Below are 22,441 nucleotides of genomic sequence, written 5' to 3'. Positions count from 1 at the left end.
GAAAAGTAGGTGCCGCCCCGCACAGGGCAACGCCCGCGCCGCGTAGGCGCGCGCGGATGCCCGCGCAAAGGGCAATCACACCCCGGCAACGCCCGTGCGGCGAAGGCGCTATCGCGGAGGCCAGCGCAAAGGGCAAACACACACCGGCAACGCCCGCGCCGCGTAGGCGCCAACGCAAAAACAAGGCGATCCGCAAAGCGGCTGCCCGCGCAAGGGCAAAGCAAACCACGACTGCGTCGCAGACAAACCAAACCCACACCCAAACCCAAACCATGGTCTACCCGCGTTGTCCGACACGCGACCCCTGCACTATCCTGTGCGCACGCGCATTCGCGCTCACCCCGCTGCCTGAAGGGATCGCCGCCGATGACCACCTACCGCGACTTCCACCGCCGTTCGATCGAAGCCCCCGAAGACTTCTGGCGCGACGAGGCACGGCGCATCCATTGGGAAACGCCGTTCGACACCGTGCTCGACCGCTCCAACCCGCCGTTCGCGCGCTGGTTCGTCGGCGGGCGCACGAACCTGTGCCATAACGCCGTCGACCGGCATCTCGCGCAACGGGCGCAGCAAAACGCGCTCGTCTACGTGTCGACGGAAACGGGCATCGAGCGGCGCTACACGTACGCCGAACTGCACGCCGAGGTGAACCGCATGGCGGCCGTCATGCGCTCGCTCGGCGTCAGGCGCAGCGACCGCGTGCTGATCTATCTCCCGATGATTCCCGAAGCCGTGTTCGCGATGCTCGCGTGCGCGCGCCTGGGCGCGATTCACTCGGTGGTGTTCGGCGGCTTCGCGGCGCCCAATCTCGCCGCACGTATCGACGACGCCAAACCCGCGCTGATCGTCACGGCGGATGCCGGCGCGCGCGCCGGCAAGGTCATCGACTACACGCCGCTCGTCGACGAAGCCCTGTCGCGCGCGGCGCACAAGACGCCGAAGGTATTGCTGATCGACCGGCAACTGGCGCCCGAAAAGCTGAACGCGCCGTATCTCGTCGCCTACGAGCCGCTGCGCGAGCAGTTTTTCGACGCGCACGTGCAATGCGAATGGCTCGAATCGACGGAGCCGTCGTATGTGCTGTACACGTCGGGCACGACGGGCAAGCCGAAAGGTGTGCAGCGCGACGTCGGCGGTTATGCCGTCGCGCTGGCGGCATCGATGGAATACATCTTCGAAGGCAAGCCGGGCGACACGATGTTCACAGCCTCCGACGTCGGCTGGGTGGTCGGCCACAGCTACATCGTCTATGCGCCGCTAATCGCGGGCCTCACCACCGTCATGTACGAAGGCACGCCGATCCGCCCGGACGGCGGCATCTGGTGGCGGCTCGTCGAGCAGCACAAGATCAACCTGATGTTCACCGCGCCCACAGCGATCCGCGTGCTGAAGAAGCAGGATCCCGCGCTGCTGAAACAGGCCGATCTGTCGAGCCTGCGCACGCTATTTCTCGCAGGCGAGCCACTCGACGAACCGACTGCCGCGTGGATCGGTGGCTCGCTCGGCAAGCCCGTGGTCGACAACTTCTGGCAGACGGAAACCGGCTGGCCGATTCTCGCGATCCAGCGCGGCGTCGAAGCGCTGCCGCAAAAGCTAGGCTCGCCGGGCGTGCCCTGCTACGGCTATGACCTGACGCTGCGCAACGAGCACACGGGCGAGCCGTGCGCGCCCGGCGAGAAAGGCGTGATCACGCTCGGCTATCCGCTGCCGCCCGGCTGCATGTCGACGGTCTGGGGCGACGACGCGCGCTTCGTCAAGACCTATTGGGAAAGCGTGCCGGACCAGCAGGTGTATTCGACCTTCGACTGGGGCATTCAGGACGAGGACGGCTACGTGACGATCCTCGGCCGCACCGACGACGTGATCAACGTCGCGGGCCACCGGCTCGGCACGCGCGAGATCGAGGAAGCGCTATCGGGCCACAAGGCGGTCGCGGAAGTGGCCGTGGTCGGCGTGACGCATCAGGTGAAGGGACAGGCGGCGATTGCGTTCGTCGTCGCGCGCGATGCGGGCGCGTTCGAGACCGACGAAGCCCGCGCGAAGCTCTCCGCCGAACTGTGCGCGACGGTCGACCGGCAGCTGGGCGCCATCGCGCGGCCCGCGCAGGTCGTGCTGGTGTCGATGCTGCCGAAGACGCGCTCCGGCAAGCTGCTGCGCCGCGCGATCGCGGCGCTGGCGGAAGGACGTGATCCGGGCGATCTGCCGACGATCGAAGATCCGTCGGCGTTGCAGCAGATTCGCGAGGCCGTCGCGGACCTTGCGGGGAAAACGCGCGGCGCTTGAGCCGCTGCGCGGCGCTTAGCCTCGCGCCGCCAGAAACCGCCTCAGAATCCCGCTCGAATACGTACCCGCGATCTCCGTCAGAAATGTGACGAACGACGCGGGCGCGTGCGCATCGGCTGTATCTGAAATGGTGCGCACGAGCGCGCACGGCACGTCGTACTCGTAGCAGACCTGCGCGATGGCCGCGCCCTCCATCTCTACGGCGAGCGCGTCGGGCAACGCGGCACGCAACCGATCGACGGTGTCGCGCTCGCGACGAACTGGTCGCCGCTGATGATCAGACCGCGATGCACGACGGGCCGCGCCTCGGTCAGAAAACGCTGCGACAGCGCCGCGCCCTCTTCATCGACGAAACGCTCGCAGGCACTGGCCAACGCGGTCGTCAACGGCGCGTCGGCGGCAAAGCGCGACATGCCGAGCAGCGGCACTTCAAAGCGCGGAAAGAGCGGCGACGCGTCCAGGTCGTGCTGCATCAGCGACTCGGCCACGACGATATCGCCGATCCGCACCGAAGGACCGACGCCCCCCGCCACACCCGTGAACACGACGGCTTCGACATCGAACTCATGGATCAGCGCGCTCACCGTCGCCGCCGCCGCGACCTTGCCGATGCGCGCGAGCGTCACCACGCACGGCGCGCCATGCACCGTGCCCAGGTGGTAATCGCGCTTGCCGTGTGTGATCGTCGCCACGTCGCCTTCGGCGCGCATCGCGGCGAGAAGATCGCCGAGTTCTTCGGGCAGCGCCGCCATGATGCCGAGCGGACGGCGAGGAATGGCTGCTTCCGAAATGGCTTCCGAAGTTGCTTCAGACTGTAATGCGCTCATTCGACCGCCTGTAATTTTGCGACGGCCAGCGCGAGCCACTTCTCACCGTGCCGCTTGAACTTGACCTGCGCCTTCGCATCGGCGCCGCCGCCTTCGAGCGCCGTGATCGTGCCTTCGCCGAATTTCGTGTGGAACACCTGCTGGCCGACGCGGAAGCCCGTGTCCGCGGCGCGCTGCTCGTTGGCGAACGCGGGCAGCGGCGCGTTGGTCGTCGCGTAGCTCTCGCGGCTGCCGCCGCCGTAGCCCTGCTGACGGTCAGGGCGCGAAAACCAGTCGCGTCCCCAGCCTGCATTGTCCGAGCGGCCGCCCCAGCGCGCGCCCGCTTCCACTTTCGGCGTGAGCCACTTGAGCGTCTCTTGCGGCAGTTCGTCGAAGAAACGCGAGCGGATGTTGTAGCGCGTCTGGCCATGCAGCATCCGGCTCTGCGCGAACGACAGATAGAGCCGCTCCTTCGCACGCGTGATCGCGACGTACATCAGGCGGCGCTCCTCTTCGAGGCCGTCGGCTTCCATCGCGCTGTTCTCGTGCGGAAAGAGCCCTTCTTCGAGACCCGTGATGAACACGGCCGTGAATTCGAGGCCCTTCGCGGCGTGCACCGTCATCAGTTGCACGGCTTCCTGGCCCGCTTGCGCCTGGTTGTCGCCCGCTTCGAGCGACGCATGTGACAGAAAGCCCGCGAGCGGCGTCATGGTGTCGGGGTTTTGCGCGGGATCGGCGGGATTAGCGGGTTCGAGCACGTCGACGCCAGGGTCGTCGGTGGAGACGACCAGTTCGGGCGCGGCCGTCGCGCCCGGACGCAGCGGAATCGAACGCGCGGGCGTGTCGAGACCGTAGCCTTCTTCGCTGACGAACGCGGTGGCCGCATTCACCAGTTCCTGCAAGTTTTCGAGCCGCTCCTGCCCTTCGCGTTCGTTCTGATAGAACTCGGACAGGCCGCTTGCGCGCACCACGTATTCGACCGTTTCGGGCAGACTCATCTGCGCCGTTTCGGCGCGCATCTTCGCGATCAGGTTCGCGAACGTGCCGAGGCTCGTGCCCGCCTTGCCCGTCACATAGGGAATCGCCGCCGCCATCGAGCAGTTGTACAGACGCGCCGCGTCCGCCAGTTGTTCGATCGAGCGCGCGCCGATGCCGCGCGTCGGGAAATTGACGACGCGCGCGAACGCGGTGTCGTCGTTCGGATTGTCGATCAGGCGCAGGTACGCGAGCGCGTGCTTCACTTCCTGACGCTCGAAAAAGCGCAGGCCGCCATACACGCGATACGGAATGCCCACGTTGACGAGCGTATGTTCGATCGTGCGCGACTGCGCGTTGCTCCGGTACAGCACGGCGATTTCACTGCGCGAAGCGCCCGTTGCGATCAGCGCGCGAATTTCTTCGACGATCCAGCCCGCTTCCTGCGAATCCGTCGCAGCTTCGTAGACGCGTACCGGCTCGCCGTGGCCCGCGTCGGTGCGCAGATTCTTGCCCAGGCGCCGCGCGTTGTGCGAAATCAGATGGTTCGCGGCATCGAGAATATGGCCGTGCGAGCGGTAGTTCTGCTCGAGCTTGATCAGATGACGAACCTTGAATTCGTCTTCGAAGTCCCGCATGTTACCTACGTTCGCGCCGCGGAACGCATAGATGGACTGGTCGTCGTCGCCGACGGCGAAGATCGCGTTGTGCTCGCCCGCCAGCAGCTTCAGCCACGCGTATTGCAGCTTGTTCGTGTCCTGGAACTCGTCGACGAGAATGTGGCGGAAACGCGCCTGGTAATGCGCGCGCAGCGGCGGGTTGTACGACAGCAGTTCATAACAGCGCAGCAGCAGTTCGGGAAAATCGACCACGCCTTCGCGCTGGCACTGCTGGTCGTACGCGTCGTAGAGTTCGACGAACTTGCGGTTGAAGTTGTCCGACGCATCGACGTCCTTCGCGCGCAGCCCCTGCTCTTTCGCGTTGTTGATGAAGTACTGCAGGTTCTTCGCGGGATATTTCTCGTCGTCGATATTCAGGCCCTTCATCAGGCGCTTGATCGCCGACAGCTGATCGGACGTGTCGAGAATCTGGAACGTCTGCGGCAGGCCCGCGTCGCGGTAGTGCGCGCGCAGCATCCGGTTGCACAGGCCGTGGAAGGTGCCGATCCACATGCCGCGCGTGTCGATGGGCAAGAGCGCCGACAGGCGCGACATCATTTCGCGCGCGGCCTTGTTCGTGAACGTGACGCCGAGCACGGTCGGCGGCGACGCATAGCCCTGCTGGATCAGCCACGCGATGCGCGTGATCAGCACGCGCGTCTTGCCGCTGCCTGCGCCCGCCAGAATGAGCGCCGGTTCGTTCGGCAGCGTGACGGCGGCGTATTGTTCGGGGTTCAGGTTCGCGAGCAGTTCGGGCATGGATGACGGAGAGAAACAACGGTTGCGGCGGGTGACCCGTCATTATAAGACCGCGAGGCTTTCGACCTGAGACGCCGCGTCGGGACGCGGGCCGCGCCCACCCGCTCGCGCGCCCAGGACGGCTGCACGATGGACGCACGACGGCAAGCGCGGCCCCCTGCGCGCGCATCCCTTTATAATTCAAGGTTTCAGGCATCTTTCCACGCATTTTCCGGCAGATTTTGACGATGACGACAAGCGACAACACGCTGGCCAAGAGTTTCGAGCCGCAGATGATCGAGGCCCAATGGGGCCCCGAATGGGAAAAACGCGGCTACGCCGCTCCGACGATGGAGCCTGGCCGCAAGAATTTCTCGATCCAGTTGCCGCCGCCCAACGTCACGGGCACGCTGCACATGGGTCATGCGTTCAACCAGACCATCATGGATGGCCTCACGCGCTATCACCGCATGCTCGGCGAGAACACGCTGTGGGTGCCGGGCACGGACCACGCGGGCATCGCGACGCAGATCGTCGTCGAGCGTCAACTGGATGCGCAAGGCGTGTCGCGCCATGACCTCGGCCGCGAAAAATTCACCGAGCGCGTGTGGGAATGGAAGCAGAAGTCCGGCTCGACGATCACAAACCAGGTGCGGCGCCTCGGTGCGTCGATCGACTGGTCGCGCGAATACTTCACGATGGACGACAAGATGTCGGCCGCCGTGCGCGACGTGTTCGTGCGTCTGTATGAACAGGGCCTGATCTATCGCGGCAAGCGCCTCGTGAACTGGGACCCGGTGCTGCTCACGGCCGTGTCGGACCTCGAAGTGGTCAGCGAGGAAGAAAGCGGCAGCCTGTGGCACATCCAGTATCCGCTCGCCGACGGCTCGGGCGATCTGACGGTGGCGACCACGCGTCCGGAAACCATGCTCGGCGACGTCGCGCTGATGGTGCATCCCGAAGACGAGCGCTACGCGAAGCTGATCGGCCAGATGGTCAAGCTGCCGCTGACGGACCGCGAAATCCCCATCATCGCGGATGATTACGTGGACCGCGAATTCGGCACGGGCGTCGTGAAAGTCACGCCCGCGCACGACTTCAACGACTATCAGGTCGGCCAGCGCCACAAGCTGCCGCAAATCGAAATCCTCACGCTCGACGCGAAGATCAACGACAACGCGCCCGAAAAATATCGCGGCATGGACCGCTTCGACGCGCGCAAGCAGGTCGTGGCCGACCTCGAAGCGATCGGCGCGCTCGAATCCGTCAAGCCGCACAAGCTGATGGTGCCGCGCGGCGACCGCACGGGCGTCGTGATCGAGCCGATGCTGACGGACCAATGGTTCGTCGCGATGAGCAAGCCGGCGCCTGAAGGCACGTTCAATCCGGGCAAATCGATTGCCGAAACGGCGCTCGACGTCGTGCGCAACGGTCAGATCAGGTTCGTGCCGGAAAACTGGACGACCACGTACTACCAGTGGCTCGAAAACATCCAGGACTGGTGCATTTCGCGCCAGTTGTGGTGGGGCCATCAGATTCCCGCCTGGTACGGCGAGAGCGGCGAAATCTTCGTTGCGAAGACGGAAGAACAAGCCCGCGCGCAAGCCGAGGCAAAAGGCTACAAGGGCGCATTGAAGCGCGATGAAGACGTGCTCGACACGTGGTTCTCGTCGGCGCTCGTGCCGTTCTCGTCGCTCGGCTGGCCGAACGAAACGCCCGAACTGAAGGCGTTCCTGCCGTCGTCGGTGCTGGTGACGGGCTTCGACATCATCTTCTTCTGGGTCGCGCGCATGGTCATGATGACCACGCACTTCACGGGCAAGGTGCCGTTCGAGACCGTCTATGTGCACGGCCTCGTGCGCGACGCCGAAGGCCAGAAGATGTCGAAGAGCAAGGGCAACACGCTCGACCCGATCGATATCGTCGACGGCATCAGCCTCGACGAGCTCGTGAAGAAACGCACGACGGGCCTGATGAATCCGAAGCAGGCCGCCACCATCGAAAAGAAAACGCGCAAGGAATTCCCCGAAGGCATTCCCGCGTTCGGCACGGACGCGCTGCGCTTCACGATGGCGTCGATGGCGACGCTCGGCCGCAACGTGAACTTCGACCTCGCGCGCTGCGAGGGGTATCGCAACTTCTGCAACAAGCTGTGGAACGCGACGCGCTTCGTGCTGATGAACTGCGAAGGCCACGACTGCGGCTTCTCGAAGCCGGGCGCGTGCCAGCCGGGCGATTGCGGGCCGGGCGGCTACACGGACTTCTCGCAGGCCGATCGCTGGATCGTGTCGCTGCTTCAGCGCGTCGAGGCCGAAGTCGAAAAGGGCTTTGCCGACTATCGTTTCGACAATGTGGCGAACGCCCTATACAAGTTCGTGTGGGACGAATACTGTGACTGGTATCTCGAACTGGCGAAAGTGCAGATCCAGACGGGCACGCCGGAACAGCAGCGCGCCACGCGCCGCACGCTGTTGCGCGTGCTCGAAGCGGTGCTGCGTCTCGCGCATCCGGTGATTCCGTTCATTACGGAAGCGTTGTGGCAGAAGGTGGCGCCGCTCGCGGCGAAGTACCCGCAAGGCAAGGCCGAAGGCGAGGCGTCGATCATGACGCAGCCCTACCCGATCGCCGAGCCGGGCAAGATCGATGAAACGGCCGAGCAATGGGCCGCCGATCTGAAAGCCGTGATCGACGCATGCCGGAACCTGCGCGGCGAAATGAACCTGTCGCCGGCGACGAAGGTGCCGCTGCTCGTAACGGGCAATGCAGCGCGCCTCGCGTCGTTCGCGCCCTATGCGCAGGCGTTGGCGCGTTTGTCCGAGGTGCAGATCATCGCCGACGAGGCAACGCTGGATGCGCAGGCACATGGCGCGCCAATTGCTATCGTAGGAACGGACAAGCTCGTGCTGAAGGTGGAGATCGATGTCGCTGCCGAGCGCGAACGCCTGTCAAAAGAGATCGCGAGACTGAACGCAGAAGTTTCGAAATGTAACGCCAAGCTGCAGAACGAGAGTTTTGTTGCAAAAGCGCCGCCGGCGGTCGTTGAGCAGGAGCAGAAAAGGCTGGCAGAATACCAGACCACCATCGGCAAGCTGACCGCACAACTGTCGCGCTTGCCGGCCTGATCGATGCGCCATGCGCGCCGCCCAATCCGGTGACGGCGCGCATTCCAACCAGAGGACGCAGGGTACACACATGCTAAAAGTTACAAAGGCAGTCTTTCCAGTCGCAGGTCTCGGCACCCGCTTCCTCCCTGCCACCAAGGCCAGCCCGAAGGAGATGCTGCCCATCGTCGACAAGCCGTTGATCCAGTACGCGGTCGAGGAAGCGATGGCGGCGGGCATCACCGAAATGATCTTCGTCACGGGCCGCAGCAAGCGCGCGATCGAGGACCATTTCGACAAGTCGTACGAGATCGAGGCCGAACTCGAAGCGCGCGGCAAGGCGAAGCTGCTGGAACTGGTTCGCAGCATCAAGCCGAGCCACGTCGACTGCTTCTACGTGCGTCAGCCGGAAGCGCTGGGTCTGGGCCACGCGGTGCTGTGCGCGGAAAAACTGGTCGGCGACAACCCGTTCGCCGTGATCCTCGCGGACGACCTGCTGTACGGCAAGCCGCCCGTCATGCAGCAAATGATCGAAGTGTTCGATCACTATCACAGCTCGGTGATCGGCGTGGAAGAAATCCCGCCGTCGGAGACGAAGTCGTACGGCATCGTCGACGGCAAGGAGTGGGAAGACGCCATCATCAAGATGTCGGGCATCGTCGAGAAGCCGGCGCCGGAAGTGGCGCCCTCCAACCTCGGCGTGGTTGGGCGGTATGTGCTGAAGCCGCGCATTTTCGACCACATCCGCGCGCTGAAGCCGGGCGCGGGCGGCGAACTGCAACTGACTGACGCGATCCAGTCGCTGCTCGCCGACGAGCAGGTGCTCGCATACAAGTACCATGGCACGCGCTTCGACTGCGGCAGCAAGCTCGGCTATCTGAAGGCGACCGTCGAGTTCGCGCTGCGCCACCCGGAAGTGGCCGCGGACTTCGAAGAATATCTGCGTACGCGTTCGCCCGTTCTCGAAGGCTGACGGGTCCGGCCCGCTTCGAAAGCGAAAAACAGAAAGGCGCTGCGCCCCACAAGGGCGCAGCGCCTTTTTTCATGCCCTGTTGGCGCGAATCGCCGAAAAGCTCAGCGCCGCCGCATCAAGAAGACGAACACCTTGTCAGATGTCGTCGAGCTTTCGACGATCTCGTTGCCCGTTTGCCTGGAGAACGCCGCGAAATCGCGCTGCGAGCCGGGATCGGTGGCGAGCACCTTGAGAATCTGGCCGCTTTCCATGTCGGCCAGCGCCTTCTTGGCGCGCAGGATGGGCAGCGGACACTTCAGGCCGCGCGCATCGACTTCCTTGTGAATCTGGATTTCCATCGACGATGACTCTGGTAGGCAGCGTCCGCGCTCGATTCGCGGCGCCATGCACAAGGGTCAAATTCTAACGCAAGCCCTGTGAGCGCGCCCACGGCAGAAAGCCCTGGGCGCGCCGGATTACAGATCGACGGCCCGACCGCTTGCCAGCGACTCGCGCAGCGCATAGCCGATGCGCGTCGCCTCCATCGCGTCCGCGAGTGTCGCGCCGCTTTGCCTGCCTTCATTGACGGCGGCGACGAACGCCTGCGCTTCGCACAAAAACGCGTCCTCGAACCGGTCGAAGAACGTCGGCGTGCATTCGTTGCGGATGCCGCTCGCGTCGGCGATCTCGACGCGATTGCGGCGCGGATTGCGCCCGACATACAGCGCGCCCGCCGTGCCGATCACCTCGCTGCCCGTATCGTTGCCGTGCGCGAGCGTGCGCGACGCATAGAACATCGCGAGGCGCCCGCCTTCGAACTCGCAGATGGCTACGCCGTTGTCGACGTCGCCGAATTCCCGCAAGCCTTCGTGCAACGCGACGACGCCGCTCGCATACACGCGCTTCGCCTTCGGCATGCCGAGCAGCCAGCGCGCGACGTCGATGTCGTGCACGGTGCAATCGAGAAAGATGCCGCCCGAGGTCGGCGCGAAGCGCACGAAAAACCCTTCGGGATCGTTCTGGTCGCAGGTCTGCGAGCGCACCATGAACGGCCTGCCAATCGCACCCGCCTCGATCTTGTCGAATGCGTCGCGGTAGCTCGGATCGAAGCGGCGCATGAAGCCGATCGTCGCCTGCAGTTGCGGATGGCGCTGCGCCTCCGCGATCACGCGCTCGCACTCGGCGAGATCGAGCGACAACGGTTTTTCGCAGAACACATGCTTGCCCGCGCGCAACGCGTCGATGATCTGCTGCGCGTGCAGCGCCGACGGCGTCACGAGCCATACGGCATCCACCTCGCGATCGTCGAGCAGCGCGTGATAGTCGTCGTAAAGCCGCGGCGCGGGCAGCGCTTCGCGCGCCCACGCGCGCTCTTCATCGAGCGGGCTGCACGCGGCCACCAGCGCCGCGCCCGACACGCGATACGCCAGATTCTCCGCATGCCGCTTGCCGAGCCGTCCGAGCCCGACTACACCGATACGCAACGGCCGGGGGCCCATCACAGCGCCTCGTTCAGCTTGACCGCGCGCCCTTCGCGCCACGAACGCGTCGCGGCTTCGGCGAGTTCGAGCGCCTTCATGCCGTCGGCGACCGTCGTGCGAACGGGCGTGCCTTGCGTCACGGCTTCGAAGAAGTGCACGATTTCCAGCGCGTACGCCGCGCGATAGCGTTCGAGGAAGAAGTGCTCCGGCACGTCGCTGGAAACGGCCGTCTTCGAATACGCGGTGACTTCCGTCGGACGCACGTTGCCTGCCTGCAGCATGCCCGCGCTGCCGAGCAGCTCGAAGCGCTGGTCGTAACCGTATGCCGCGCGCCGAGACGTGTTGATCTGGCACAGGCGCCCGCGCCTGGTGCGGATGGTCACCGCCGTGCAATCGATATCGCCCGCGTCCGCAATCGCCGGATCGGTGAGACAGCTGCCCGTCGCGTGCAACGTGTCGGCTTCGTCATCGAGAATCCAGCGGAATATGTCGAAGTCGTGAATCAGCATGTCCTTGAAGATGCCGCCCGAGTGCTTGATGTACTCGACAGGCGGCGCGCCCGGATCGCGGCTCGTGACGACCAGCATTTCCGGCGTGCCGATTTCGCCTGCGTCGATGCGCGCCTTCAGCGCCGCAAAGGTCGGATCGAAGCGGCGCTGAAAACCGATCATGCAGACCACACCCGCCTTCGCGACGGCATCGGCGCACGCGCGCGCACGCTCCAGCGTCAGATCCACAGGTTTCTCGCAGAACACATGCTTTTTCTGCGCCGCCGATTGCAGGATCAGATCGGCGTGCGTGTCCGTGCTCGAACAGATCACGGTCGCGCCCACCGACGCGTCGCCCATCGCGCCGTCCACATCGGCCACCTGCGCGCCGTGCTGCGCCGCGAGTGCCGCGGCCGCGTCAGCGGTTCACGTCGACCACGTACTTGAGCCGCACGCCCGGCTGCCGCGCGAGATTGGACGCGTGAATCTTGCCGATGCGCCCGGCGCCGAACACCGCGACGTCGATCGTCTTGCCTGCCACTTCAGTCATCGTATCCTCCAGTGTCTGTCGACTCTTCTACGTTCAATTCGAGCTTGTACGCGAGCGCGATGAACAGCGCCTGGCACAGGCAGATCGTGCTGGTCAGCGAGCGGAACGCGAACGCGCTGCCCTCTTTCACATACAGCTGCGTGCTCGCGTAACGCGCGAGCGGCGACAGCTGGCTATCCGTAATGACGAGCGTCTTCGCCTGATGGTGATGCGCGACGCGCAGGCAGTGCTGCGTCTCCTTGCCGTACGGCGCGAAGCTGATCGCGATCACGACGTCGCCCTTTTTCACGCTGCGAATCTGCTCGCGATACATCCCGCCGAAACCCGACACCAGATGCACGCGCTTAGGCGTGTGCTGCAGCGCGTAGACGATGTAGCTCGCGACGGGAAACGAGCGCCGCACGCCAATCACGTAGATGTTCTCGGCCTGCTGCAGCATCTTCACGGCGGCGTCGAACTGCGCGTCGTCGAGCGAGCCTTCCAGTTCGTCGAGGCCGTCTCGGCACGCGGCGACGAACTCACGCGCCACCGTGCCGCCCGACAGCCGCCCCGGCTTCTCGTCGATCAGCCGGCGAATGCGCTGCTGATAGCTCTGCGACGACGCACCCTGAGTCGTGTACGCCTGGCGGAACACCGCTTGCAGATCCGAGAAACCCGAAAAGCCGAAGCGCTGCGCAAATCGCACGACAGCCGACGGATGGACGCCGCAACTCAGCGCAATGTCGCTGGTGCGATCGACCATCACGGTCGAACGATGCTGCTCGATATACGTCGCCACGCTCTTCAGCTGCCGCGGCAGCGATTCGTAGTTTTCCGCGATGCGTTGCATCAATTCTTCAACGCTCGGCAACTCTGCTGTGCTGTCTTCCGCCATGGTCCTGACCTCGTTGCTTTTTTGCAGCGCAAAACCGCGAACCCCCGCCCTGTAAGGCTCGGAGCGTGCGGCACGCGCCATCCCGACGTTGCCGAGTATAGGCATAACCGAAAGCAAATGGAATGTATTTTCCATTTTTATTCGTCATGAAATTTTCATTGCAACTCGCGGCGAGTTGGCCTAATCTTGGTCCTGAGCGATGACGCAACGGCAGCCGGCATCACCTCGCTACGCGTCATACGTTCACCTCAAAAACGAACAGACCGAGAAAGGTGGAGACAATGAGACTTTGCAAGGGCAAGGCTTCGTTCAAGGTTCTGGCCGCGGCGCTGACGCTCGCGGCAGGCATCGGCGGGATGACGGCGGCCTCGACGGCGCAGGCGGCGGACGCGAAATTCGTGCTGATCAGCCACGCGCCGGATTCCGACTCGTGGTGGAACACGATCAAGAACGCGATCAAGCAGGCCGACGAGGATTTCAACGTCGAAACCGACTACCGCAATCCGCCCAACGGCGATCTCGCCGACATGTCGCGCCTGATCGAGCAATCTGCGGCGCGCAACTACGACGGCGTGATCGTCACGATCGCCGACTTCGACGTGCTGAAGAGCTCGATCGGCAAGGTTACGGCCAAGAAAATCCCGCTCGTCACGATCAACTCCGGCACGGAAGAACAGAGCGCGCAGCTCGGCGCCATCATGCACATCGGCCAGCCCGAATACGTGGCGGGCAAGGCGGCGGGCGAAAAGGCGAAGGCAGCCGGCGTGAAATCGTTCCTGTGCGTGAACCACTTCGCGACCAACGTCGTGTCGTTCGAACGCTGCCGCGGCTTTGCCGATGCACTCGGCGTCAACTACAAGACGTCGACGATCGATTCAGGCCAGGACCCGACGGAAATCCAGTCGAAGGTCAGCGCGTATCTGCGTAACCATCCGAACACGGGCGCGATCCTCACGCTCGGACCGACGCCCGCATCGGCAACGCTGAAGGCCGTGCAGCAGATGGGTCTCGCGGGCAAGATCTACTTCGCCACGTTCGACTTCTCCGACGACATCGCCAAGGGCATCCAGGACGGCACGATCAATTTCGCCATCGATCAGCAGCCGTATCTGCAGGGCTATATCGCCGTCGCCGTGCTGGCCATCGTGAAGAAAGAGCACACGACAGATCCCGCGAAGATCCGGCAAATTCTGCAGGCCAATCCGAAGTTCAAGGAGCGTCTGCAAACCTACGGCCTCGAGCCGTCGTATGGACCGAAGAACATCCGTTCCGGTCCGGGCTTCATCACGAAGGCGAATATCGACAAGGTCGTCAAGTACGCGGGCCAGTACCGCTAACGGACTTTCTCTAGCCAGTCATACGCGGTACCGGGCGCGCCAGCCAGCGCGCGACCCCGGCGGACCTTTGCACGCGAAAACGCGCAACCCGGCCGCCATCGTCGGGCGCCCCGACCGCGTCATTTGCCGGCTCTCTGCGCGACGCAAGCCACTCTCACGAACGCATCGCGCGGACCAGCCGGGTAATCAGGAGACATCATGGGCGTAGCCGGCAAACACTTCCCCTCGCATGGTCACGATGCGGCGGGCGACGAAGCATCCACCCAGCAGACGGCCGCCGCGCAGCCGTCCGACGAGCGCATCCGCAAGGAGTCGTTCTTCGGCCATTTGCTGAACCGGCCGGAGTTCGCCGCGATTTCAGGCACGGTGCTCGTGTTCCTCGTGTTCGCGATCAGCGCGGGCACCTCGGGGATGTTCAACCTCGACGGCGTGATGAACTGGTCGCAGGTCTCCGCCTATCTCGGCATCCTCGCCGTCGGCGCATGTCTTCTGATGATCGCGGGCGAGTTCGATCTCTCCATCGGCTCGATGATCGGCTTCGCCGGCATGATGGTCGCGATTCCGTCCGTCTACTTTCACTGGCCGATCTGGGCCGCCATCATCTTCGCGTTCGCCGGCTCGATGGCGCTCGGCGCACTGAACGGCTATCTGGTGATGCGCACGCGGCTGCCCTCTTTCATCGTGACGCTCGCGTTCCTGTTCATCCTGCGCGGCCTCACGCTGGCGCTGTCGATCATGGTCGCCGACCGAACGATCATCTCCGGCGTCGGCGATCTGGCGCAGTCCGATGCCGTGACCAACTTCCTGTTCCATGGCGTAGCGCTCCACGGACTCTTCACGAGTCTCGCGCACATGGGCATCGGCTCGCTGCTCGAAAACGGCCAGCCGCTCGTGCCCGGCATTCCGAAAGTGCTGCTGTGGTGGTTCGCGCTGGCCGCAGTCGGCGCGTTCGTTCTCGCGAAGACGCGCTACGGCAACTGGATTCTTGCCGTAGGCGGCGATGCGAATGCCGCGAAGAACGTCGGCGTGCCCGTGCGGCGCGTGAAGATTTCCCTCTTCGTGCTGACGGCCTTCTGCTCGTGCCTGTTCGCCGTGCTGCAGGTGTGCGACATCGGTTCCGCCGCCGCCGACCGCGGTCTGCAAAAGGAATTCGAAGCGATCATCGCCGCGGTGATCGGCGGCACGCTGCTGACGGGCGGTTACGGATCGGTGGTGGGCGCGTGCTTCGGCGCGCTGATCTTCGGCGTCGTGCAGATCGGCATCACCTACACGAATGTCAGCTCCGACTGGTTCCGCGTGTTCCTCGGCGTGATGCTGCTAATCGCCGTGCTGTTCAATCACTATGTGCGCCGCCGCGTCGCGCAGTCGTAATCGGGAGACGACCATGTCCGACACTCTCAAGCAAGACGACATCATTCTGTCGCTCGAAAACGTCAGCAAGTATTTCGGCAAGGTGATCGCGCTTTCGGGCGTCACGCTGCGGCTGCGGCGCGGCGAAGTGCACTGCCTGCTCGGCGACAACGGCGCGGGCAAATCGACGCTCATCAAGACGCTCGCGGGCGTGCATCAGCCCTCTTCCGGCGATTACCTCGTGGACGGCAACAAGGTGAACTTCGAGTCGCCGAGCGACGCGCTCGATCTGGGCATCGCGACCGTCTATCAGGATCTCGCGCTGGTGCCGCTGCTGTCGGTGGCGCGCAATTTCTTCATGGGACGGGAGCCGCAGAAGAAGCTCTTCGGCCTCGTCAACGTGATGGACCTCGAAACCAGTGCGCGCATCGCCCGCGACAAGCTCGCCGAAATGGGCATCAACGTGCGTGATCCGCATCAACCCATCGGCACGATGTCGGGCGGCGAGCGGCAATGTCTCGCGATTGCGCGCGCGATCCACTTCGGCGCGCGCGTGCTGATTCTCGACGAACCGACGGCTGCGCTTGGCGTCAAGCAGAGCTTCAATGTGCTGAAGCTGATTCACAAGGCGCGCGCGAAAGGCATCTCCGTGATCTTCATCACGCACAACGTGCACCACGCGTATCCCATCGGCGATTCGTTCACGCTGCTCAATCGCGGCAAGTCGATGGGCACGTACACGAAAGAGACGATCACGAAGGACGAAGTGCTCGACATGATGGCGGGCGGCGCCGAAATGCAGAAGATGATCGGCGAACTCGAAGGCGCGACGATCTGAGCGCGCGCGTTTACGCGTGCTTGTTCGCGCGCGTTTTCGCGTGATTTGCCCGCGCACCTGTCCGCACCTTCGTCAGCACACTCCGCACACTCAGGACACACACATGGCTCTCACCAGCACACCCACAGCTCCCGGCACGAGCCGCTTCGCGGCGGGCCGCAGCCGCGACGTCATCTGTCTCGGCCGGCTCGCCGTCGATCTGTACGCGCAGCAGATCGGCGCGCGGCTCGAAGATGTGGCGAGCTTCGCGAAGTATCTGGGCGGCTCGTCGGCGAACATCGCATTCGGCTGCGCGCGGCTCGGCCTGAATGCGTCGATGCTCGCGCGCGTCGGCAACGATCACATGGGCCGCTTTCTCACCGAAACGCTCACGAAGGAAGGCTGCGACGTGAGCCACGTGCGCATCGATCACGAGCGGCTCACCGCCCTCGTTTTGCTCGGCCTGAAAGACCGCGACACCTTTCCGCTGATCTTCTATCGCGAGAACTGCGCGGACATGGCCGTCGATGAAGCGGATTTCGACGAGGCGTATATCGCTTCGTCAAAAGCGCTGCTGATCACGGGCACGCATTTCTCGACGCAACAGGTCAACCGCACGAGCCGCCGCGCCCTGGAATACGCGCGCCGCAACGATGTGCGCACGGTGCTCGACATCGACTATCGTCCCGTGCTGTGGGGACTCACCGGCAAGGCCGACGGCGAGACGCGCTTTGTCGCGAACGACAGCGTCAGCGCGCACATCCAGGGCATCTTGCCCCTCTTCGATCTCGTGATCGGCACGGAAGAGGAATTCCGCATCGCGGGCGGAAAGGATTCGCTGATCGAGTCGCTCGCGCAGGTGCGCAAGGTCACGCCCGCCACGCTCGTCGTCAAGCGCGGGCCGCTTGGCTGCCAGATCATCGACGGCGACGTGCCCGCTTCGCTCGACGATGCGCCGATCCAGGGCGGCGTCGAAGTCGATGTGCTCAATGTGCTCGGTGCAGGCGATGCGTTCGCGTCGGGTTTTCTTTCCGGCTGGCTGCGCGATGAACCGCTCGAAGCCTGCGCGCGCGCCGCGAACGCGAGCGGCGCGCTTGTTGTTTCGCGTCACGGCTGCGCGCCCGCGATGCCGACGCCCGCCGAACTCCACTACTTCCTGCGCGAAGCGAAAGCCGACCCCGCGCGCATGCGCCGCCCCGACCGCGACGCGACGCTCGCGCGGCTGCATCGCGTGACGCCTGCGCGTCAGGCGCGCGATGAAGTGCTCGGCTTCGCGTTCGATCATCGCAACCAGTTCTTCGAGCTCGCGCAACAGACCGGCGCGGACCCGTCGCGTATTCCGAAGCTGAAGAGCCTGTTCGTCGAAGCCGTCAAGCAGACGGAACAGGCGCTCGGTCTGCAAGGCAGAATCGCGGTCCTGATTGACGACCGTTACGGGCAGGACGCGCTGAACGAAGCGACGGGCCGCGGCTGGTGGATCGGACGCCCCGTCGAATTGCCGGGCTCCGTGCCGCTCGTGTTCGATCATGGCCGCTCGATCGGCACCACGCTGACCAGCTGGCCGCGCGAGCATGTCGTGAAGTGCCTCGTGCAATTCCATCCCGACGAGCCGATCGAGCAACGTCTCGAACAGGAAGCGCAACTGCGCGCGCTGTATGACGCCGTGCAGGAAAGCGGGCACGAGCTGCTGCTCGAAGTGATTCCGCCGAAGCATCTGCCCAGTGCGCCCGACGTGGTGTTCCGCGCGCTGAAGCGGCTCTACAACATCGGCCTCTATCCGGAATGGTGGAAGCTCGAACCGATGGATGCCTCGCAGTGGCAAGCCGTCGATGCGCTGATTCAGGAACGTGATCCGTACTGCCGCGGCGTGGTGCTGCTCGGGCTGTCGGCGCCCGTCGAGCAGATGATCGAAGGCTTTCGCGCGGCCGCGCAATCGAAGACCTGCAAGGGCTTCACGGTCGGCCGCACGATTCATTACGAACCGAGCCACGCCTGGCTCGCAGGCGAAATCGGCGATGACGAAGTGATCGCGCGCGTGCGCCAGACCTTCGAAACGCTGATCCGTTCATGGCGCGAGAGCCGTGGCACAGCGAATGCGGCCCCCTCGCAGCGACTTCATCAGGAGCAGGCAGCATGAATCAACGCGTGTTGCATCACGACGCCGCGAGCGCTTCCGACGCCGACGCGCAGGTTTCGGCGGACGGCGTGATCCGGCTCACGGCGGCGCAGGCCGTGGTCCGCTATCTTGCCGCGCAGCAGGTCGAGACGGAGGACGGCCAAGGCACCGAGCCGCTCTTCGGCGGCGTGTTCGCGATCTTCGGGCACGGCAATGTCGCGGGGTTTGGTGAAGCGCTGTATCAGCACCGGCATGAGTTGCCGACCTACCGCGCGCACAACGAACAGGCGATGGCGCACAGCGCGATAGCATTCGCCAAGGCGCACTTCCGCCGGCGCATGATGGCCGTCACCACGTCCATCGGCCCAGGCGCGACGAACCTCGTGACGGCGGCGGCGCTCGCGCATGTGAATCGCTTGCCCGTGTTGCTGCTGCCCGGCGATATCTTTGTGTCGCGCGCGCCCGATCCTGTGTTGCAACAGGTCGAGGACTTCCAGGACGGCGGCATCTCCGCCAACGACGCCTTCAGGCCCGTATCGCGCTACTTCGATCGCATCGTGCATCCCGCGCAGTTGCTCAACGCCTTGCCGCGCGCGATCCGCGTGCTGACGGATGCCGCGCTCTGCGGTCCTGTCACGCTCGCGCTGCCGCAAGACGTGCAGGCAACAGCCTACGATTTTCCCGCCAGCTTCTTCGCGCCGCGCGTCGTGAAGTTCTATGCGCCGGCGCCCGTCGCGCATGAAATCGACGATGCGCTGCTGGTGTTGCGCAACGCCAGGCGTCCGCTGATCGTCGCGGGCGGCGGCGTGCTGTACGGACGCGCAGCGGATGCGTTGCAGGCGTTCGCGACGCGGTACGGCATTCCTGTCGCGGAGACGCAGGCCGGCAAGAGCGCGCTTGCGTGGGATGACGCATTGAACGTCGGCGCGCTCGGCGTGACGGGTTCGCCTGGCGCGAACGCCATCGCGCACGAAGCCGATTGCGTGCTCGCCGTCGGCACGCGTCTGCAGGACTTCACGACGGGCTCGAACACGCTGTTCACGCAGGCGCAGGTGATCGGCATCAATGCGAATGCGTTCGACGGCCAGAAGCATCGCGGCTGCATCGTGCAGGCCGATGCGCGGCTCGCGCTCGATGCGTTGTCCGCGCGACTCGAAGGCTGGAAAGCGGACGCCGCGTGGACCACACGCGCGCAGCAGCATGCGAACGAATGGCGCGACATCGTGCAGCGGCTCACGCACGCGCCGCAGCGCGTGGAAGGCAAGAGCGTGCTGCCGTACGACGCCGACGTGATCGGCGCGGTGCAGCGTTCGAGCGCACGCTCGGCCACCGACGACATCGTCGTGTGCGCCGCGGGCACGCTGCCCGCCGAGTTGCACAAGCTGTGGCGCGCGGGCCGGCCGGGCGCCTATCACGTCGAGTATGGCTATTCATGCATGGGCTATGAAATCGCGGGCGGCCTGGGCGCGAAGCTCGCGCGACCCGAGCGCGAAGTGATCGTGATGGTCGGCGACGGCAGCTACCTGATGATGAACAGCGAGATCGCGACTTCCGTGATGCTCGGCGCGAAGCTGATCGTCGTCGTGCTCGACAACCGCGGCTATGGCTGCATCAACCGCCTGCAGCAGGCGTGCGGCGGCGCGCCGTTCAACAACATGTCGACGACTGCGTGCAGGGCGCGCCCGGCGCGCCGATCATCGATTTCGCCGCGCACGCGCGCGCGTTGGGCGCGCAGGCCGAGCACGTCGCGAACGTCGACGAACTCGAAGCCGCGATGCAACGCGCGCGCGCGGCGGACCGTACCTGTTTGATCTGCATCGATACCGACGCCGCGCGCACCACCGACGAAGGCGGCTGGTGGTGGGAAGTCGCCGTGCCTGAAGTGTCGCCGCGCGAAGGCGTGCGCCGCGCACGCGCCGACTACGAAGCGCATATGAACGCGCGCGGCAAGGACAACCAGTGAGGAAGCGCACATGAGTCAGTTCGAAGTACGCATCGGCATCAATCCGCTGTCATGGATGAACGACGATCTGCCGTCGCTCGGCGGCGAGACGCCGCTCGACACAGCGCTCACGGAAGGACGCGAGATCGGCTATCAGGGCTTCGAGTTGGGCAACAAGTTTCCGCGCGAACCCGAAGCGTTGAAGGCACTGTTCAAACAGTACGATCTGTCGCTCGTTTCGGGCTGGTATTCGGGGCGGCTCGCGGATTTCAGCCGCAACGTCGAAGACGAATGCAGGGCCGTCGATTCGCATCTCGAATTGCTGGCCAAAAACGGCGCGACCGTGATGGTCTACGGCGAGGTGCACCATTCCATTCAGGGCGCGCCGTACCCGCTCTATCAGCGGCCGCGGTTTTTCACCGACGAGCAATGGAACACCTACGCCACGCGGTTGAATGAGTTCGCGCGCTATACGTTGAGCAAGGGCGTGCGCGTCGCGTATCACCATCACATGGGCGCGTATGTCGAGACGCCCGCCGACGTCGACCGACTGATGGCATTGACCAGCGACGATGTGGGCCTGCTGTTCGACGCGGGCCATATCACGTTCGCGGGCGGCGATGCGTCGACCGTCTTGAACCGGCACATCGACCGCGTGTGCCACGTGCATTGCAAGGACGTGCGCCCCGCCGTGATGAAGCTCGCGCGCAACCGCAACTGGAGCTTTCTCGATGCCGTGATCGCGGGCGCGTTCACGGTGCCGGGCGACGGCGCCGTCGATTTCCCGGCGATCATCGATACGCTCAAGCGCCACGGCTACCGCGGCTGGCTGGTCGTCGAGGCGGAACAGGACCCGGCCGTCGCGCCGTCGTATGCGTATGCGCAGAAGGGGTATCGAACGCTGCGCACGCTCGTCGACGCGCCGCTCGATGTCGCACAGGAGGCAGCATGAGTTTGCTCGTGAAAGCACAGCGCGAAGGCCAGACCATCGCGCGCGTCACGCCGGAGTCGGCGGACTGGAAGTATGTCGGCTTCGCCGCGTACCGGATGGAACAGAATGAAGTCGTGCACGTGCTCGAAGCGTCGCGCGAGGTGTGCATCGTCGTGATGGCAGGCGCCGTCGATATCGAAACCGATGCGCAAACATGGACGGGCCTCGGCTCACGCGACAGCGTGTTCGAGGACAGCGCGCCCGTTGCCGTGTATTTGCCGCCGAACATGCGGACCACGATTCGCGCGAACCGCTATGCCGAGGTCGGCGTGGCGAGCGCGCCCGCGAAGGGCGACTATCCCGCGAGGCTGATCGAGCCCGCGCAGATGAAGCGGTCCGTGCGCGGCAAGGGCGCGAACACGCGCTACGTGTGCGACATTCTTCCGCAGACGGAGCCGGCCGAATCGTTGCTCGTGGTGGAGGTACGCACGCCGGGCGGGCATTCGTCGAGTTATCCGCCGCACAAGCACGACACGGACAATATTCCTGCCGAAAGCTCGCTCGAAGAGACGTATTACCACCGGCTGAATCCGCCGCAGGGGTTTGCGTTTCAGCGCGTGTATACGGATGCGCGCGATATCGACGAATCGCTGGCCGTCGAGGACAACGATGTCGTGATGGTGCCGCGCGGGTATCACCCCGTGGTCGTGCCGTATGGGTATGACTCTTATTACCTCAATGTGATGGCCGGGCCGACACGGACCTGGCACTTCAAGAACGATCCGAAGCATGAGTGGATCGTCGAGAGGGATTCCAGGGGTTAGGGTTAGGGGTTTTGCTGTTGCGCCTGCGCGGCGCGGGCGTGGCCGGTGTGTGATTGCCTATTGCGCTGGCATCCGCGCTGCGCCTTCGCGGCGCGGTCGTGGCCGGTGTGTGTTGCCTTTTGCGCGGGCATCCGCGATGGCGCCTCGCGGCGCAGGCGTTGCCCCTGTGCGGGGCGGCACCTACTTTTCTTTGCAGCGGCAAAGAAAAGTAGGCAAA

14 protein-coding genes and 3 pseudogenes are annotated in these 22,441 nt (G+C 64.6%); 10 read left to right on the top strand and 7 right to left on the bottom strand.

The features are described 5' to 3' along the window. The first annotated feature begins 366 nt into the window (after window positions 1-366). A complete protein-coding gene (locus tag H3V53_RS36890) occupies window positions 367-2,283 on the top strand; it encodes a propionate--CoA ligase (protein ID WP_336602041.1) in 1,917 nt (638 codons plus the stop codon). A gap of 15 nt (window positions 2,284-2,298) precedes the next feature. Here the strand turns inward: H3V53_RS36890 and H3V53_RS36885 are convergent. Both H3V53_RS36885 and H3V53_RS36880 read right to left on the bottom strand, forming a co-directional pair. Beyond that, window positions 2,299-3,110, bottom strand: a pseudogene (locus H3V53_RS36885) (5'-methylthioadenosine/adenosylhomocysteine nucleosidase). Next, the gene (locus H3V53_RS36880; protein WP_336602040.1) at window positions 3,107-5,482 is read right to left on the bottom strand and encodes a UvrD-helicase domain-containing protein; all 2,376 of its coding nucleotides are present in this window, start codon (window positions 5,480-5,482) and stop codon (window positions 3,107-3,109) included. The pseudogene H3V53_RS36885 and the gene H3V53_RS36880 overlap by 4 nt, the downstream one beginning before the upstream one ends. 227 nt (window positions 5,483-5,709) lie before the next feature. On the opposite strand from H3V53_RS36880, the gene H3V53_RS36875 reads away from it, so the two are divergent. Further along, window positions 5,710-8,583: a valine--tRNA ligase gene (locus H3V53_RS36875; protein WP_336602039.1), complete on the top strand. Its 2,874-nt coding sequence runs from the start codon at window positions 5,710-5,712 to the stop codon at window positions 8,581-8,583. Between the two features lie 70 nt (window positions 8,584-8,653). Continuing rightward, window positions 8,654-9,535 carry a UTP--glucose-1-phosphate uridylyltransferase GalU gene (gene galU / locus H3V53_RS36870; RefSeq protein WP_012400984.1) on the top strand — a complete coding sequence of 294 codons (882 nt, stop codon included), beginning with the start codon at window positions 8,654-8,656 and terminating at the stop codon, window positions 9,533-9,535. A gap of 101 nt (window positions 9,536-9,636) precedes the next feature. Here the strand turns inward: galU and H3V53_RS36865 are convergent, their stop codons facing one another. The 4 genes and pseudogenes from H3V53_RS36865 to H3V53_RS36850 all read right to left on the bottom strand — a co-directional run bounded on the left by H3V53_RS36865 (window position 9,637) and on the right by H3V53_RS36850 (window position 12,907). Then, window positions 9,637-9,867 carry a sulfurtransferase TusA family protein gene (locus tag H3V53_RS36865; RefSeq protein WP_336602043.1) on the bottom strand — a complete coding sequence of 77 codons (231 nt, stop codon included), beginning with the start codon at window positions 9,865-9,867 and terminating at the stop codon, window positions 9,637-9,639. 123 nt (window positions 9,868-9,990) lie between these two features. Continuing rightward, window positions 9,991-11,013, bottom strand: coding sequence for a Gfo/Idh/MocA family oxidoreductase (locus H3V53_RS36860; RefSeq protein ID WP_336602042.1), 1,023 nt, complete (start codon window positions 11,011-11,013; stop codon window positions 9,991-9,993). Then, a pseudogene (gene iolG / locus H3V53_RS36855) lies at window positions 11,013-12,033 on the bottom strand (inositol 2-dehydrogenase). Before iolG ends, H3V53_RS36860 begins: the two are co-directional and overlap by 1 nt. Continuing rightward, on the bottom strand, window positions 12,026-12,907 hold the full coding sequence (locus tag H3V53_RS36850; RefSeq protein ID WP_336602038.1) for a MurR/RpiR family transcriptional regulator: 882 nt from the start codon (window positions 12,905-12,907) through the stop codon (window positions 12,026-12,028). Before H3V53_RS36850 ends, iolG begins: the two are co-directional and overlap by 8 nt. A 281-nt stretch (window positions 12,908-13,188) precedes the next feature. Here H3V53_RS36850 and H3V53_RS36845 point away from each other — a divergent pair, with 281 nt between their 5' ends. The 7 genes and pseudogenes from H3V53_RS36845 (at window position 13,189) to iolB (ending at window position 22,224) form a co-directional block, all read left to right on the top strand. After that, complete coding sequence (locus H3V53_RS36845) at window positions 13,189-14,244, top strand: sugar ABC transporter substrate-binding protein (protein WP_336602037.1); 1,056 nt, start codon at window positions 13,189-13,191, stop codon at window positions 14,242-14,244. Between the two features lie 198 nt (window positions 14,245-14,442). Continuing rightward, a complete protein-coding gene (locus tag H3V53_RS36840; RefSeq protein WP_336602036.1) occupies window positions 14,443-15,615 on the top strand; it encodes an ABC transporter permease in 1,173 nt (390 codons plus the stop codon). A 13-nt stretch (window positions 15,616-15,628) separates the two neighbouring features. Further along, window positions 15,629-16,432 (top strand): ATP-binding cassette domain-containing protein, encoded by an 804-nt coding sequence (locus tag H3V53_RS36835; protein WP_054924925.1) that lies wholly within the window; start codon window positions 15,629-15,631, stop codon window positions 16,430-16,432. Window positions 16,433-16,535: 103 nt separating this feature from the next. Next, window positions 16,536-18,548: a bifunctional 5-dehydro-2-deoxygluconokinase/5-dehydro-2-deoxyphosphogluconate aldolase gene (locus tag H3V53_RS36830; RefSeq protein WP_336602035.1), complete on the top strand. Its 2,013-nt coding sequence runs from the start codon at window positions 16,536-16,538 to the stop codon at window positions 18,546-18,548. Next, window positions 18,545-20,490: pseudogene (iolD, locus tag H3V53_RS36825) on the top strand (3D-(3,5/4)-trihydroxycyclohexane-1,2-dione acylhydrolase (decyclizing)). Before H3V53_RS36830 ends, iolD begins: the two are co-directional and overlap by 4 nt. A gap of 10 nt (window positions 20,491-20,500) precedes the next feature. Further along, complete coding sequence (gene iolE / locus H3V53_RS36820) at window positions 20,501-21,421, top strand: myo-inosose-2 dehydratase (protein WP_336602034.1); 921 nt, start codon at window positions 20,501-20,503, stop codon at window positions 21,419-21,421. Further along, a complete protein-coding gene (gene iolB / locus H3V53_RS36815) occupies window positions 21,418-22,224 on the top strand; it encodes a 5-deoxy-glucuronate isomerase (protein ID WP_336602033.1) in 807 nt (268 codons plus the stop codon). Before iolE ends, iolB begins: the two co-directional genes overlap by 4 nt. A 2-nt stretch (window positions 22,225-22,226) precedes the next feature. Here iolB and H3V53_RS36810 read toward each other — a convergent pair. Continuing rightward, the coding region (locus tag H3V53_RS36810) for a hypothetical protein (protein ID WP_336602032.1) at window positions 22,227-22,441 on the bottom strand (215 nt) is incomplete at its 5' end.

It is taken from the genome of Paraburkholderia bengalensis (genome assembly GCF_037126505.1).
GTDB classification, from domain to species: domain Bacteria; phylum Pseudomonadota; class Gammaproteobacteria; order Burkholderiales; family Burkholderiaceae; genus Paraburkholderia; species Paraburkholderia bengalensis.
This window is presented reverse-complemented; position numbering and strand designations above follow the sequence as displayed.

What these genes read in the sequence shown, in the direction of transcription:
- iolE (WP_336602034.1), top strand. Translation starts at nt 20,501, where the DNA reads ATGAGTCAGTTCGAAGTACGCATCGGCATCAATCCGCTGTCATGGATG.
- H3V53_RS36860 (WP_336602042.1), bottom strand. Translation starts at nt 11,013, where the DNA reads ATGGGCCCCCGGCCGTTGCGTATCGGTGTAGTCGGGCTCGGACGGCTC.
- H3V53_RS36830 (WP_336602035.1), top strand. Translation starts at nt 16,536, where the DNA reads ATGGCTCTCACCAGCACACCCACAGCTCCCGGCACGAGCCGCTTCGCG.
- H3V53_RS36875 (WP_336602039.1), top strand. Translation starts at nt 5,710, where the DNA reads ATGACGACAAGCGACAACACGCTGGCCAAGAGTTTCGAGCCGCAGATG.
- iolB (WP_336602033.1), top strand. Translation starts at nt 21,418, where the DNA reads ATGAGTTTGCTCGTGAAAGCACAGCGCGAAGGCCAGACCATCGCGCGC.
- H3V53_RS36835 (WP_054924925.1), top strand. Translation starts at nt 15,629, where the DNA reads ATGTCCGACACTCTCAAGCAAGACGACATCATTCTGTCGCTCGAAAAC.
- H3V53_RS36890 (WP_336602041.1), top strand. Translation starts at nt 367, where the DNA reads ATGACCACCTACCGCGACTTCCACCGCCGTTCGATCGAAGCCCCCGAA.
- H3V53_RS36845 (WP_336602037.1), top strand. Translation starts at nt 13,189, where the DNA reads ATGAGACTTTGCAAGGGCAAGGCTTCGTTCAAGGTTCTGGCCGCGGCG.
- H3V53_RS36840 (WP_336602036.1), top strand. Translation starts at nt 14,443, where the DNA reads ATGGGCGTAGCCGGCAAACACTTCCCCTCGCATGGTCACGATGCGGCG.
- H3V53_RS36880 (WP_336602040.1), bottom strand. Translation starts at nt 5,482, where the DNA reads ATGCCCGAACTGCTCGCGAACCTGAACCCCGAACAATACGCCGCCGTC.
- H3V53_RS36850 (WP_336602038.1), bottom strand. Translation starts at nt 12,907, where the DNA reads ATGGCGGAAGACAGCACAGCAGAGTTGCCGAGCGTTGAAGAATTGATG.
- galU (WP_012400984.1), top strand. Translation starts at nt 8,654, where the DNA reads ATGCTAAAAGTTACAAAGGCAGTCTTTCCAGTCGCAGGTCTCGGCACC.